Source organism: Geobacter sp. 60473 (genome assembly GCF_036323535.1).
GTDB lineage: Bacteria > Desulfobacterota > Desulfuromonadia > Geobacterales > Geobacteraceae > Geobacter > Geobacter sulfurreducens.
The window spans coordinates 3,362,112-3,375,891 of the sequence record NZ_AP028967.1; the positions used below are offsets into that span (position 1 = coordinate 3,362,112).

Here is a 13,780-nt window from a genome sequence, read left to right on the forward strand (position 1 = left end):
GGATTACCCCTCCTTCTCGTCGTCGGATTCATTTCCCTTGCGCAGGGCACTCACCACGCCGTGGATCCCGAAGGCAGCTGCCGTGGCCGCGGCAATCCCCAGGCCGATCTGGTCGGCCGTAGTCTCGATGCCGAAGCCGGGAACATTGGGGAGCCTCTTGTAGAGCGGAGTCATGGAGTCCCAGAAGTGGGGTTCCGAACAGCCTGCGCAGCCGTGGCCCGCCGAGACCGGCCAGGCTGTCTTTTCGTTGTAGCGCTGGGAAGGGCAGTTGTGGAAGGTCTCGGGACCCTTGCATCCCATTTTGTAGAGGCAGTGACCCGCCCGGTGTGCCTGATCGCCCCACTGTTCCACATACTGGCCCGCGTCGAAATGGGGCCGTCGCTCGCAGTTGTCGTGAATCCGCTTGCCGTAGGCGAAGAGGGGGCGGCCCTTGCCGTCGGTGGCCGGCGGGGCGCCGAAGGTGAGCAGGTGGACCACGGTGGCCACCAGGTTGTCGGTGTTGACGGGGCAGCCGGGGAGGTTGATCACCGTGGCCCCCGGCACCGCATCCTTGACGCCGACCGCACCGGTCGGGTTGGGCGCCGCCGCCGGTATCCCCCCGTAGGAGGCGCAGGTGCCGACGGTGATGGTTGCCATGGCGCCGCCGCAGACTTCCCGGGTGATGTCCAGGGCCGACCGGCCGCCGATGCAGCAGTAAGCGCCGTTGGCTCCGGTGGGGATCGATCCCTCCACCACGGCGATGTACGTGCCGGATCGCGCTTTCATGGTTGCGTGCCTGGCAGCTTCGGCCTGGAAGCCCGCCGCAGCCATGATGGTCTCAGCGTAGTCCACGGAAAGAACGTCCAGGACGATGTCGGCCACGGTGGGATTGGCGGCCCTCAAAAGCGCCTCGGTATCGCCGGTGCAGCTCTGGAATTCAAGCCAGATGACCGAGGGGCGCTTGTCATCCTCGAGGGCCTCGGCGATTCGTGGCACCAGGGTAACCGGCAGGGCCAGCACCGCCGATATTGCGGTGCAGAACTTCAGGAAGTCACGCCGGGAAATTCCCTGTTCTTCCCATGTTCCCGAGCTCTTGCAATACTGTTTCACCAAGTCGTTGCCATCGTCGTTACCTGACATGAAAGCATCCTCCTTCATTAGGCGTGGGAAGGCTCAGGTGGGGATATTCACGATAGGGCAGCATGATAAAACGTTATTTGTTAAAGTATACTTTCCGCGATGGTCCTGGTGTTGTCAAGTGACAATCTGGGTGGAAACCTGAGGTTGGGAAGGGGGAGCTAGGGGGTTCTGGCAACGGTTGTCGCGTGGACTGCGGCGGCTCCGGCCTTCCGGAGGACCAGGGCACATTCGGCAATGGTGCTACCCGTGGTGAAGACGTCGTCCAGCAGGAGTACCCTCCGGCCGGCCACCGCAGCGGGGGAGGGGACGGCAAAGGCTCCCCGGATATTCTCCCGCCGCTGGGCGGAGGTGAGCCCCACCTGGGGGGCCGTGGCGCGGACCCGGCCCAAGGTGGCGCGGTGCAGAGGGATGCGCCATTGTCGGGCAAGAAGTTCGCCCATCAGGATCGCCTGGTTGAAGCCGCGCTCCCGAAGACGGGAGCGGTGAAGGGGAACCGGGATGATCAGGTCGGGGGCTGACTCGGACACGAAGGAAGAAAGCCGCTCCGCTGCCAGGAGGGCCAGGGGGCGGCGCAGGTGCGCCTTGTGGCCGTACTTGAAGCGGTGCACCAGTTCCTGCACCGGTCCCTCGAAGAGGTAGGCGGCCCGGGCTCCCTCATAGGGAGGTGGGGAGATGATGCAGTCGCCGCAGCGGTGGTCGATTCCCCCCTCGGTGGCGAAGGGAACTCCGCACACAGTGCAGAGGGGTGAGCCGATCGGCTTTGCCCGGGCGAGGCAGGCGGGGCAGAGGTGAAGCTCCTCCGCCCCCGGGATGGGGGCGCGACACAGGTGACAGAGGGGAGGGAAGAGGATGTCGAGCAGCGCCCGGATGATCACCGGCTAGAGCCCCATGTCTTCGTTTACCACCAGGACCCTGAGGTCCGTGAGCCGGGGCTTGCGGTCGATCACCGTGGTGATCCGGCAGATCCGGTCCGGGGAGTTGCAGTCGGAGCAGAAACCGGTGGTGGCGCAGGGGGTCTTGTAGCTGAGTCGTCGGGCGTTGGGGGGCGATGCCCATTCCTTAACCCGTTCAATGGCTTCCGTTACCCCGCCGTCCACGATTTTGTTCCTGCCGGCGACAACGATCACTGTGCGCGGGCCGAAGAACATGGAGGCCACCCGGTTCCCCGTGGCATCGATGTTCACGAGCCAGCCAGAGAGGGTAAGGGCGTTGGTGCCGGTGAGAAAGAGGTCGCAGGTGAGCTGACGCCGCATGATGGCAACACGTTCCTCAAGGGAAAGTCCCGGCAGTCCGTGGATCAGGAGCTCTTTGCCCATCTCCCTGAGCCGGTCGATCACCTGCAGATCAACTACCGACATGGAGCCGCCGAAGCCGATGCTCTGGGCGTCCGCCGCCTCGGTCAGGATGTAGTCGAAGGCCTCCCTGCCGCTCGGGCAATAGACGGCGGTGAAGCCGTTCTTCTCAAGTGCGGCCACTGCCTTGCGGCACTTCTGTTCATGGGTCCAGTCCACGAGTTCCGTGGTAAGTGACATGGTTAGACTCCTTTCTTCAGGGGGTCACGGTCCCAGAAGCCGCATGTACTCGGCATAGGGAATCTGTGATTTCCAGTGTCCGGTGGCGCGACCCGCAACGGATCCCCCAACGAAGATCACCACCACCAGCACGGCGAAGACGATGCCGCTGACCGCCACCCGCCTGCCGGTGAGCTTCATGGACAGGGCTCCCTGGGCGCGGCAGTGGCTGACGCAGCGCCAGCAGCCGATGCACTCTTCCGAATGGACCCGCTCCTTGGTCATGACCGGGATGTAGGCGGGACAGACCTGGGTGCAGACTCCGCATGAGACGCAGACGGTCCGCTCCCGCGTCACCTTCACCGGCGAGAGGAGGGAGACGAGGCCGAGCAGCGCCCCGTAGGGGCAGAGGTAGCGGCAGAAGGGGTTGCGCACCGGCAGCGACAGGACCAGCAGCACCAGGATGACCACCAGGGGGATGCCTGACAGGTGCAGGAAGAAGTTAAGCAGTTTCACATCAGCAATCAGGTGATCATCCATGAAAATGAAGGCCTTTACCGCCGGAGGCGGCATGACCCACAGAATTGAATAGAGAAAGAAGGTCAGGAGCAGGTACTTCAGGCCGCGCAGGGCCACATCGAGCCAGCGGGGAGGCCTCAGATTGCGGCGGAAGAGGGCGAAACCACGTTTCCAGAGCAGTTCCGACAGGGTCCCCACAGGGCAGATCCAGGAACAGAAGGAGCGCTTGAGCAAGAGCGACACCGCTGCTACCGTCACGAAGACCACCACGGCCGCGGGATGCACCGGGTTTATGGTGCCGCCGGCAAACCAGTCCTTGAGCCCCAGTAGGCCCGATATGGGCAGGAACCCGTCCACGCCGTCGGGGCGGGGCACAAAGGGGGTCGCGCCCCCGGTGCGGAAGTGCTGTACGAAGAGATACAACCGCACCCCCAGGTAGAGCATGAAAACAAGAAATCCCCACTGAATGGCGATTCGGAGGGGTTGCATGTAACGGTTGCTCACGCAGGTCTCCTCTTGAGACATATTGTGTCGCGGCTCTCTGGTACCCTTGCCGTATCAGATACTCAAGGAGGCTGCCATGGAACCGCTTGTCGCCTTTGGCGTTATTCTCGTTGTCTACTGTGCCGGCATCACCCTTGCGGACGTGTTGCGCGACCGGCCCGCTCCCCGGGGTGAGGCGCAGGGTGTGCCCCAATCCCGCTTTGTGGTCAGGGAACGTCGCAGAGCCGCTGCAGTTCGCGGTCGAGGAGGTAGCGCGGCTGCACGTTGCCCAGTGCGCGCAGCAGGCTCCGCTTGACTGCCGGGTTTTCCTTTTCCAGTTCGACCAGAAGCTTTTTCATCCGCCGCCGCTGGAGATCAGCGGTGCCGCAGACCGGGCAGGAACAGCAGACCACCGGAAAGCGGTTCTCCCGGGCAAAGGGAATGATTTCCCGCTCCTCCACGTAAACCAGCGGCCGGATCACCGTTGTTTCGCCGTTGTCGGCCAGCATCCGGGGGGCCATGGCCTTGAGGGTCCCCACAAAGAACTGATTCAGGAGCAGGGTCTCCACGAAATCGTCCAGGTGATGCCCCAGGGCCAGTTTGTTGCAGCCCAGCTTCTGGGCCAGGGTGTAGAGGACGCCGCGCTTCAGCCGGGCGCAGATGGAGCAGTAGGATGAGCCGGGTCGGCGCTTCTCGCGGATGATGTCGTAGTGGTCCGTGGTCTCCAGGTGGTGGACAAACCCCTGTTCCCGCAGGTAAGAGGCGATCACGTCGCTGCGGAATCCGGGGTAGCCCGAATCGATGGTGACGGCAACCAGCTCGTATTTTACCGGTGCCCGGCGCCGCAGGCTCTCCAGGATGTGCAGCAGGGTGTACGAGTCCTTGCCCCCTGAGACCGCTACCGCAATCCGGTCCCCGTCCCGGATGAGGTCGAAGTCGGCCACGGCCCGGCCCACGGCATTTTTTATCTTTTTGTATCGTATGTTGTCGATGAATTCCACCCGAATCTCCCTTCTGCGCAAGCCCTCAGGGTAACGGAAGCGCGCCTGTTTCGTCAAGGCATGCCGTCCGGGCAACCAGCTCTCTCCTTGTCCGGATGCCCGACTGCTGGTACCATGGGGCCATGTCATCATTCCCCATGAACGAACGGCAGACCGTCATTGTCCACGTGGCGGTCCCGCTTCCGCTCGATGCCCCCTTCTCCTACCGCGTGCCCGCTCCGCTGGCCCCGGCAGCGGAGGTTGGGCGGCGGCTCCTCGTCCCCTTCGGCCGACGGAAGGTCACCGGCTACGTGCTGGAGGTTGCCGCCGACGACGGGCGGGAACTGCGCGACGTTCTTGAGTTCCTGGATGATGGTCCCCTCTTCACCCCCGGTGAGCTGGCCCTGTACCGCTGGGCTTCTTCCTACTATCTCCACCCCCTCGGCGAGGTGATCAAGGCGGCGCTCCCCGCGGGGATCAACGTCCAGAGTCGGCGGGGCCGGGGCCTGGAAGAGGATGAGCTCACCGGCGGCCGCTCGGTGAAGACCGAACGGGTCTATCGCGCCGTTGCCGGGGCTCCGGAGACTGCTCCTCCGCCGGGGAAGGCCTCGGTGCTGCTGACGCACCTGACGGAGCGGGGCCAGGAGTCGGCACCTGAGCTGCGGCGTCTCTTCGGTGAATGTTCAGTTCAGCTCAGACGGCTGCGGGAACTGGGATTCGTGGAGATGGCGGAGCGGGAAATTTACCGGGATCCGTTCCGGATGGAAACCGTTGGTCACGACTGCCCCCTGGTGCTCAACGAGCGGCAGTCCGCTGCGCTGGTCCGGCTGAGGGCGGCCCTGGACGCCGGACGGTTCACCCCCTTCCTGCTCCGGGGGGTCACCGGCAGCGGCAAGACGGAAGTCTATCTCCAGGCTATCGCCCATTGCCTCGAACAGGGGAGGAGCGCCCTGGTCCTGGTCCCCGAGATCGCCCTCACTCCCCAACTGGTAAGCCGGTTCCGCCGGCGGTTCCGGTGCGGGGTGGCAGTGCTCCACAGCGGTCTCTCCGATGGGGAGCGCTTCGATGAGTGGCGCCGGATCCGCCGGAGTGAGGCGGCCATCGTCATCGGTGCCCGTTCGGCCATTTTCGCTCCCCTGGCCGACCTGGGCATGATCGTGGTGGACGAGGAACACGAAGGTTCCTACAAGCAGGGGGAGGGGTTCCGCTACAACGCCCGCGACATGGCCCTGGTACGGGGCAAGATGGCCGGGGCTTGCGTGGTCCTCGGCACCGCCACGCCCCAGGTCACCACCTGGCATGCGGTTGCCGGCGGCAAGCTCGAATGCCTCGACCTCCCCGAACGGGTGAACGGCCTTCCTCTGCCGTCGGCAGAGATCATCGACGTCCGGGGTGCCAGGGGGCACATCCTCCACCCGCGCCTTGTCGTGGAAGTGGAGGCGAACCTGGCGCGCGGGGAGCAGACCCTTCTCTTCCTCAACCGCCGCGGCTTCTCCACCTGGCTCACCTGCGAAGAATGCGGACATGTGCTCCGCTGCCCGAACTGCCAGGTTACCCTCACCTATCACCAGGGAAGGAACCGGCACATCTGCCACTACTGCGATTATGCCGTTCCGGCCCCGTCCATGTGTCCGGGATGCGGTTGCGGCCGGATCATCCATCTGGGGCTCGGCACCGAACAGGTGGAAGCATACGTGCGGGAGCACTTTCCCCATGCCAGGGTGGACCGGATGGACCGGGACACCACCGCCCGCAGGGGGGGGCATGCCCGGATTCTGCGCAAGGTGGCGGAGCGACAGACCGATATCCTCATCGGCACCCAGATGGTGGCCAAAGGGCACGACTTCCCGGGGATCACTCTGGTGGGGATTCTGTCGGTGGAATCGACCCTCAATATCCCCGATTACCGAAGTGCCGAGCGGACGTTCCAACTGGTGACCCAGCTCATCGGACGGGCTGGCCGGGGGGATGATCCGGGGCGGGTGCTGATCCAGAGCCTCAACCCCGAGCACTACGCCCTGGCCCACGCCGTGGCCGGCGATATGGACGGTTTTTACGGGGCAGAGCTGGCGTTCCGCCAGGAGACCGGCTACCCCCCCTTTGCCCATCTGGCGGCTCTCTGTCTGAGCGGAACCGCCGCATCGGCCGTGGAGCGGACAAGTGAGCTCCTGGCGGCGCGGCTGCGCGAACTGCGCCGGGATGGGGGCGGACGGGTCGAGATCCTGGGGCCTGCGCCCGCGCCCCTGGCCAAGCTCCGCGGCCGTTTCCGCCGGCAGATCCTCCTGAAGGCGACAGGCCGGACTGCCCTTCATCGCCTCGTCTGCCGGGTGCGGCAGAGCTTTCAGCCTCCGGCCGGCGTGAGGCTCCTGGTTGACATCGATCCCGTGGATCTCATGTAAACCCCCGTGCGCCTCGTTTAGGTTTGATTTTTTCCGCCGCAATTGGCTATTATCAGAAAGATTAACCCATTACGGAAGGTTCAGACCATGGTACGCACGATCCTCACCTATCCCGATCCGGTGCTGAAGAAAAAAGCGGTGCCGGTTACCATCATCAACGACGCCACCCGCGAACTGGTTCGCGACATGGCCGAAACCATGTACGATGCCCAGGGAGTCGGGCTGGCGGCCCCCCAGATCGGAGTGAGCCAGCGGGTCATCGTCATTGATGTTTCACAGCGCGACGAGCGGCCCGAGCTGATCGTCTGCATCAACCCGGTCATCATTCATGCCGAGGGGGAGTCCTACGAGGAGGAGGGGTGCCTTTCGGTCCCCAAGTACTCGGCCAACGTCCACCGCCACGAGCGGGTGGTGGTCAAGTCCCTCGACCTGGAGGGAGAGGAGGTTGTCCACCGGGCGGAGGGTCTGCTTGCCATCGCCTTCCAGCATGAGATCGACCACCTGGACGGAGTCCTTTTCGTGGATCACCTCTCCGCGCTCAAGAAGGAAATGTTCAAGAAAAAATACCGCCGCATGACCGAAGAGGAGTGAGGATCAACCTATGGCCGGACTGCGCATCATCTTCATGGGAACCCCCGAATTTGCCTGCCCCACGCTCAGGAAGCTGATCGAGCGCGGCGACGAGGTCATCGCCGTCGTCACCCAGCCCGACCGTCCCAAGGGGCGTGGCCAGAAGCTCGTGCCGCCGCCGGTGAAGGCCCTGGCCCAGGAGCACGGCATCCCGGTGCTCCAGCCTCTCAAGGTGCGGACCCCGGAGTCCGTCGACGAGATCCGCCGGCTCGCCCCCGATCTCATCGTCGTGGTGGCCTTCGGCCAGATTCTGCCCCAGAGCCTGCTCGACATCCCGAAGCACGGCTGCATCAACATTCATGCCTCGCTTCTTCCCCGCTACCGGGGAGCGGCTCCCCTCAACTGGTGCCTCATCAACGGCGAGACCGAGACCGGGATCACCACCATGATGATGGATGCGGGCCTCGACACCGGGGACATGCTCGTGAAACGGGCCATCCCCATCGGGCCCGACGAGGACGCCCAGTCCCTCCATGACCGCCTGTCGCAACTGGGGGCCGAGACCATCGACGAGACCCTCGATCTCTTGCTGGCCGGCAAACTGGTGCGCGAAAAGCAGGATGATTCCCTCACCTGCTACGCTCCCCTGCTCAAGAAGGAGGACGGCCTCGTCGACTGGACCCGAGAGCCGGCACAGGTCAAGAACCAGGTGCGGGGCTTTACCCCGTGGCCGGGAGCCTATACCTTTCTGGACGGAAAGACCCTCAAGCTCTACCGGGTGGCTGTCGCCGATGAAACCGGCGGGCCCGGCGAGATCCTGGGGGTTGGCAGGGAGGGGATCCTTGTGGGGTGCGGCTCCGGCAGCATTCTGATCCAGGAGTTGCAGTTGGAGGGCCGCAAGCGGCTCCCGACCGCCGAGTTTCTTGCCGGATTCCGCCTGGAACCGGGAACGCGCCTCGGTGAGGCAGGGAGCGTGGAGAACTGACAATGGCGGAACACCCTCCCCAGAAACGTCTGTTCATCGCCCTCATGGGGCTTACCTGCCTCCTGATCGTGGGGGGAATCTACCTTCTCTGGTGGGTCCCCACCACCGGGCTCGCCAACATCCATCCGAGCCTGCCGAGGGTTGTGGGAATCGTGCTCGGCGGCCTCTCGCTCCTGGCACTCCTGGGCACCGCCGTGCTCGTGCTGACCACCGCCCTGGGCAAGGACATGTACTTCACCCGTTTCCTGCGCGGCGTGGTCATCAAGTTCCTGCTCCCGGTCATCGAACTCCTGGGGCGTGCCTTCGGTATCTCAACCGACACCATCCGCCAATCGTTCATTGCCATGAACAACAGCCTGGTGCTGTCCCAGCGCTACAAGGTGAAGCCGGACCGGATCCTCATCCTGCTGCCCCACTGCCTCCAGCTCTTCGACTGCGAGATCAAGGTGACAGGCGACATCAACAAGTGCATCCGTTGCGGCCGATGCGACATCAAGGGGCTGGCGGAGCTGGCCGAGAAGTACCGGATCGACATCTCCGTGGCCACCGGCGGCACCCTTGCCCGCAAGGTCATCATTGAGAAACGCCCCAAGCTCGTGGTGGCCGTTGCCTGTGAGCGGGATCTGACCTCGGGCATCAAGGACTGCTATCCTCTGCCGGTCATCGGCGTGCTCAACGACCGTCCCTTCGGGCCCTGCTTCAATACCTCGGTGGACATCGCCAAGATAGACGAATCCCTCCAGGTCGTCATGGGATGATGCGCTGCCGTACGGCAGCGCTCACTCCACACTCTGTTTCACGTTCCTCTGTAGATGTATTGCTGTTCAGGAGTGTGTCGAAGGCGGCTCAGTAGAGAAAAAGGGAGGGTCCGGGCGGCAACGACGCTGTTCGGCGCGCCCGGGCACGGTACGTGTGCTACGCCTCGATCTGCAGCGTTGCCAGGAAGCGGTGTTCGTTGCGGTTGAAGGGGACCACCACGGCGGCTCCGCTGGAAACCACCTCCACCGTATAATCGCTGCCGGAGATGATCGACGGGGTGGAAAGGCCCACCGTGAGGTTGTTGGCGGAAAAGAGCATTTTGATCTCGCCGGCGAGCATGTTGGTGATCTCGCCCACGGCGTCGCGAATATCGTCTTCGCCTTCGAGTTCATCCAATCCCATGCCGAGCATGGACGCAGTGGACTCCCGAGCGAATTCGATGGGAATGTGGATTCCCACCATCCCCGAAAAATCGCCGCCCAGGCCGACCATGCCCGAGATGCTGGCGATGAAGTGGGATTCGGGTTTGGCAAGGGGATACTCATCGACAATGTCATCTATGAAGATCATGGTCGAGAATATTTTTTTGACCGACTCCACGATGTGACCCACCAGATCCGCTTCGCTTAAGGTGGCTTCCTTGACGGTAAAACTCAACGCCATACGCTTGCTCCTTTACTCGCCTTGACGCGGCCCTGCACTCACTGTGCAGGGATTGCTCGGACGACGCGTTCTGCTTCCGCCACCCGCCGCGCGCGATCTCGGTATTCGCGTTCCCGCATACACATTTATCGGCGTTGGCAGATAAAACTGCAATAATTTTTTCATGTGTGGAGTAAATCCGGGGCATCCCGCCCGTTGATCGATAATCTGCTTGCACCCCGCCGCCCCGCCGGTGTATCACTGATCCCTTTCCACCTTATCCGAAGGAGCAGAACCATGGGTATTCTTTCAACTACAACCGCCATATGCCAGTTCCGGGTCGCGGGGGATATCCCCTCCGGGGACCTCTATCCCTGGATTGCCGAACATCTCGCCCGACAGGCCTTTCAGTCCATCGATCAAGGGGTCGCCGAGCAGTCCGTGGGGTGGGTTCACCTGGACGACCATCGGCAGATGAGCTTTGACGCTCCCGCCGCCTTTTGGCGCGACCACTACGTGGCCTTCACCCTGCGCCGCGATCAGCGCAAGCTCCCGGCGGCGCTGGTAAAGGCCTACCTCCAGGTGGCCGAGCACGAGCATCTTGCCGCCAACCCCGGCCTCAACCGGGTGCCCAAGCAGAAGCGGGAGGAGTTGAAAGAGGCGGTGCGCCTCAACCTCCTAGCCAAGACCCTGCCGGTTCCCTCCACCTGGGATGCGGTCTGGGACACCCGCACCGGTATCGTCACCTTTACCTCCCTGTCGGCTCCCATTATCGAGCTGTTCGAGACCCAGTTCAAGAAGACCTTCGAGGGGACGCGCCTGGTGGCGATCCATCCCTATGCCCGGGCAGAGGCCGTGGGCGGCGAAGGGCTGAAGCCTGCCCTCGAACAGGCCAACCTCGCCACGAGCGATGCCGCCATCGATCTGATCAGGAGCAACCAGTGGCTCGGGTGGGATTTCCTCCTCTGGCTTCTCCACCGGACCATGACCGATTCTTCCGAGTACCGCGTGGGCCAACCCGGCCCGGCTCTGGCTGGCGAGCCCTTCGTGGCCTACCTGAACGACCGCCTCGTGCTCATGAGCGCGGGGGAGGCCGGAACCCAGAAGATCACCGTGGCCGGCCCCCAGGACCACTTCCGCGAGACCCGCACCGCCCTTGCCCATGGCAAGCGGATCACCGAATCGACCCTTTACCTGGAAAAGGAGGAGAACGTCTGGAAGCTGACCCTCAAGGGGGAGCTCTTTCATTTCGCCTCCCTCAAGTCCCCCAAGGTGGCCATCGAAAAGGGCGACCACGTGGACGAGGTGAGCGAACGGGAGGCGGCCTTCTACGAGCGGATGTATGTTCTGGAGCAGGGGCTCCAGCTCTTCGACAGCCTGTACGGCGAATTCCTCGCGGTGCGGTTGGGTGCCGGATGGGGCGAAGAACTGGCTCGGATCGAAGGATGGCTGGCAGGGGAGTAAGCCCCCCTCTATTCCGCGATTTTCCAGAGGCCCGGAAACTCCCCCGGCAGAAGCGGCCGGGGGGTAAGATGCTCGGGCAGTCGGATCAGCCGGGTTTCCGGCGCAAGGGTCAGCTCCCGGTAGAGGAGGTGGCCCTTTGTATTGTAGCTCTTGGAAAGATGCATGGGGAGGAGCCAGCCGGGACGGATCTCCCGGGCGAGGGCCGATACATCCACCGTGCAGAGATGGTGGGAGGTGCGGGCCTTGGCCACGTCGGCCGCCAGAAACGAGCACTCGCAGGCGAGGAGAGTGACACCGGCAAGGAGCCGCTGCACCGTCGCCAGGTTGGCGTCGCCGGCGCCGATGTCGGTGAGGTAGCCGATGCTGGCAGGCTCCTGGTTCCTCCGGATTGCCTCGAACAGCTCCCGTCCTTCCCGGATCCGTTGTGCCACTGTGTCGCCGGCCGTGCGCACGGGCACGGTGATCGTCTTCCCGTCCAGTCCGCCGCGATAGAAGCGGTGCTTCAGCTCCCGCAGCCATTCCCCCGGCACAAGGCCCTCCTGATCGACTTTTGCCCCGTCGATCCAGAAGGTGGGACGTTCGGTGATGCGAAAGACCAGGGTCGGCAGGGTGTTGTGGTCGCAGAGATCCGCGTCGACCGTGAGGAAGTCGTTGCGGAAGATCTCGGTCCCCTCCCGCGTTGTCTCTTCCTCGGGCAGGCAGGAAAATCCTTCGGAGCCGGGGAACGTGAACCGGACAATGCGCTCGGGATGGACTTCGCTCACCCGGAAGGTGCACCAGTAGGATTCGGTCAGGTTCCAGTCGTAACCGGCCAGCTTTGCAGCCACTTTCCGGGCGATCCCCGGCGGGCCGAAGAGTTCCACCGTCCGCGGGGAGACGTGAATGTGGCGGACCAGAGTGTCCAGCCCCATGAAGTGATCCATATGGGCATGGGTGACGAAGACGGCATCGATGGATTTCAGGACCCGCTTGGCCAGATGGTGGATCTGGCCGCAGTCCACGAGGATCGACCGTCCCAGGGGCCGGATATTCACCAGGAGGACCGGGTCGTCCAGGAGCCCCGCGCAGAAGGTGGGTTCCAGGTAACGGAAGGGGAGGCGGCTCTTCATGGGATGCCTCGCGAATGCGGCTGATACGAAAAAAGGCCCGCCATCCGGCAGGCCTTTTCAGTGTATCACGGAAACAGGCTATCCTCTCTTGAGGACCCGCGCAGCCTCCTTGGCGTGGTAGGTGAGGATCAGGTCGGCGCCGGCCCGCTTGAAGGAGAGGAGGGTCTCCATCATGACCCGCTCTTCGTCGATCCAGCCGGCCCGGCCGGCGGCCTTGATCATGCTGTACTCGCCGGAGACGTTGTAGACCGCCACGGGGAGATCGAACTCCTCCCGCAGGTCCCGGACGATATCGAGGTAGGGAAGCCCCGGCTTCACCATGATGATGTCGGCGCCCTCTTCCACGTCCATGCGGGCCTCACGAATGGCCTCCCGGCGGTTCCCCGGGTCCATCTGGTAGGAGCGGCGGTCGCCGAACTGGGGGGTCGACTCGGCCGCCTCCCGGAACGGGCCGTAGTAACCGGAGGCGTATTTTACGGCATAGCTCATGATTGGGATGTTCTTGTAGCCGTTGTTGTCCAGAATTTCGCGGATCGCCATGACCCGTCCGTCCATCATGTCCGAAGGCGCCACCATGTCGGCCCCGGCCTCGGCGTGGGAGAGGGCCTCCCTGGCCAGGAGCTCCAGGGTCTCGTCGTTGTCCACGTCGCCGTCCTTGATGATGCCGCAGTGACCGTGGTCGGTGTATTCGCACATGCAGACGTCGGTAATGACTGCCAGCCCCGGCACCTGTTTCTTCAGGGCCCGGATCGTCTCCTGAATGATGCCGTGCTCGGCGTAGGCGTCGCTGCCCACGGCGTCCTTGGTCTCGGGGATGCCGAACAGGATCACCGCCGGCACGCCCAGTTCATGGACCTCCTGGGCCTCGGCCACGATGTGCTCGATGGATTGCTGATAAATCCCCGGCATGGAAGAGATTTCCTTCCTGATGCCCGTGCCGAAGGCGGAAAACATCGGATAGATCAGGTCGGTGGCGGAAAGGGTGGTCTCGCTGACCATCCGGCGAAAGACCTCCTTGCCTCTGATCCTGCGTGCTCTGAAGGTGGGATAGAACATGGCGTCTGATCTCCTTGCTGTCTGATGGCAGCCTGGGCGGCTGCTGCCCAACCTGGTCATACTAACTCATCTGGTGGCTCTCACTCAAATAGTTTTCCGCAGCGACGCTGCGACGACGAAAGCCGCTTCCGACAAGGGGTATTTACCGTTGCGCGCGGACGGCTCTTGTGGCAAGAATAGCAGT

The 13,780-nt window shown here is 63.6% G+C and carries 13 protein-coding genes; 5 read left to right on the forward strand and 8 right to left on the reverse strand.

Going from position 1 to position 13,780, the window contains the following annotated elements; all coding sequences use genetic code 11:
* Positions 1-3: 3 nt before the first annotated feature.
* The 5 genes from AABA48_RS15265 to ttcA all read right to left on the reverse strand — a co-directional run bounded on the left by AABA48_RS15265 (position 4) and on the right by ttcA (position 4,633).
* Positions 4-1,119, reverse strand: a complete 1,116-nt coding sequence (locus AABA48_RS15265) for a hydrogenase small subunit (protein ID WP_286351158.1) — start codon at positions 1,117-1,119, stop codon at positions 4-6.
* A gap of 158 nt (positions 1,120-1,277) precedes the next feature.
* Positions 1,278-1,994: a ComF family protein gene (locus AABA48_RS15270; RefSeq protein WP_286351159.1), complete on the reverse strand. Its 717-nt coding sequence runs from the start codon at positions 1,992-1,994 to the stop codon at positions 1,278-1,280.
* A 3-nt stretch (positions 1,995-1,997) separates the two neighbouring features.
* On the reverse strand, positions 1,998-2,651 hold the full coding sequence (locus tag AABA48_RS15275) for a lactate utilization protein (protein ID WP_286351160.1): 654 nt from the start codon (positions 2,649-2,651) through the stop codon (positions 1,998-2,000).
* A 24-nt stretch (positions 2,652-2,675) separates the two neighbouring features.
* Positions 2,676-3,653, reverse strand: a complete 978-nt coding sequence (locus AABA48_RS15280; protein WP_286351161.1) for a 4Fe-4S binding protein — start codon at positions 3,651-3,653, stop codon at positions 2,676-2,678.
* A gap of 206 nt (positions 3,654-3,859) precedes the next feature.
* Complete coding sequence (gene ttcA, locus AABA48_RS15285) at positions 3,860-4,633, reverse strand: tRNA 2-thiocytidine(32) synthetase TtcA (protein ID WP_286351162.1); 774 nt, start codon at positions 4,631-4,633, stop codon at positions 3,860-3,862.
* 122 nt (positions 4,634-4,755) lie between these two features.
* On the opposite strand from ttcA, the gene priA reads away from it, so the two are divergent.
* The 4 genes from priA (at position 4,756) to AABA48_RS15305 (ending at position 9,324) form a co-directional block, all read left to right on the forward strand.
* Entirely contained in the window at positions 4,756-7,011 is a 2,256-nt protein-coding gene (gene priA, locus AABA48_RS15290; RefSeq protein WP_286351163.1) for a replication restart helicase PriA, read from the forward strand.
* 87 nt (positions 7,012-7,098) lie between these two features.
* A complete protein-coding gene (gene def, locus AABA48_RS15295; RefSeq protein WP_286351164.1) occupies positions 7,099-7,602 on the forward strand; it encodes a peptide deformylase in 504 nt (167 codons plus the stop codon).
* A 10-nt stretch (positions 7,603-7,612) separates the two neighbouring features.
* On the forward strand, positions 7,613-8,566 hold the full coding sequence (gene fmt / locus AABA48_RS15300) for a methionyl-tRNA formyltransferase (RefSeq protein WP_286351165.1): 954 nt from the start codon (positions 7,613-7,615) through the stop codon (positions 8,564-8,566).
* A 2-nt stretch (positions 8,567-8,568) separates the two neighbouring features.
* Positions 8,569-9,324 carry a DUF116 domain-containing protein gene (locus AABA48_RS15305; protein ID WP_286351166.1) on the forward strand — a complete coding sequence of 252 codons (756 nt, stop codon included), beginning with the start codon at positions 8,569-8,571 and terminating at the stop codon, positions 9,322-9,324.
* A 157-nt stretch (positions 9,325-9,481) separates the two neighbouring features.
* Here AABA48_RS15305 and AABA48_RS15310 read toward each other — a convergent pair whose 3' ends face one another.
* On the reverse strand, positions 9,482-9,988 hold the full coding sequence (locus AABA48_RS15310; RefSeq protein WP_286351167.1) for a chemotaxis protein CheX: 507 nt from the start codon (positions 9,986-9,988) through the stop codon (positions 9,482-9,484).
* A gap of 276 nt (positions 9,989-10,264) precedes the next feature.
* On the opposite strand from AABA48_RS15310, the gene rdgC reads away from it, so the two are divergent.
* Entirely contained in the window at positions 10,265-11,431 is a 1,167-nt protein-coding gene (gene rdgC / locus AABA48_RS15315; RefSeq protein WP_286351168.1) for a recombination-associated protein RdgC, read from the forward strand.
* Between the two features lie 8 nt (positions 11,432-11,439).
* Here rdgC and AABA48_RS15320 read toward each other — a convergent pair whose 3' ends face one another.
* Both AABA48_RS15320 and hemB read right to left on the reverse strand, forming a co-directional pair.
* Positions 11,440-12,540: a ribonuclease Z gene (locus tag AABA48_RS15320; RefSeq protein ID WP_286351169.1), complete on the reverse strand. Its 1,101-nt coding sequence runs from the start codon at positions 12,538-12,540 to the stop codon at positions 11,440-11,442.
* A gap of 78 nt (positions 12,541-12,618) precedes the next feature.
* Positions 12,619-13,596 carry a porphobilinogen synthase gene (hemB, locus tag AABA48_RS15325; RefSeq protein ID WP_010940811.1) on the reverse strand — a complete coding sequence of 326 codons (978 nt, stop codon included), beginning with the start codon at positions 13,594-13,596 and terminating at the stop codon, positions 12,619-12,621.
* Between the last annotated feature and the right edge of the window lie 184 nt (positions 13,597-13,780).

Coding starts and splice junctions, on each gene's coding strand:
- AABA48_RS15265 (WP_286351158.1), bottom strand. CDS start 1,119: ATGTCAGGTAACGACGATGGCAACGACTTGGTGAAACAGTATTGCAAG.
- AABA48_RS15275 (WP_286351160.1), bottom strand. CDS start 2,651: ATGTCACTTACCACGGAACTCGTGGACTGGACCCATGAACAGAAGTGC.
- priA (WP_286351163.1), top strand. CDS start 4,756: ATGTCATCATTCCCCATGAACGAACGGCAGACCGTCATTGTCCACGTG.
- def (WP_286351164.1), top strand. CDS start 7,099: ATGGTACGCACGATCCTCACCTATCCCGATCCGGTGCTGAAGAAAAAA.
- fmt (WP_286351165.1), top strand. CDS start 7,613: ATGGCCGGACTGCGCATCATCTTCATGGGAACCCCCGAATTTGCCTGC.
- AABA48_RS15305 (WP_286351166.1), top strand. CDS start 8,569: ATGGCGGAACACCCTCCCCAGAAACGTCTGTTCATCGCCCTCATGGGG.
- AABA48_RS15310 (WP_286351167.1), bottom strand. CDS start 9,988: ATGGCGTTGAGTTTTACCGTCAAGGAAGCCACCTTAAGCGAAGCGGAT.
- rdgC (WP_286351168.1), top strand. CDS start 10,265: ATGGGTATTCTTTCAACTACAACCGCCATATGCCAGTTCCGGGTCGCG.
- AABA48_RS15320 (WP_286351169.1), bottom strand. CDS start 12,540: ATGAAGAGCCGCCTCCCCTTCCGTTACCTGGAACCCACCTTCTGCGCG.
- hemB (WP_010940811.1), bottom strand. CDS start 13,596: ATGTTCTATCCCACCTTCAGAGCACGCAGGATCAGAGGCAAGGAGGTC.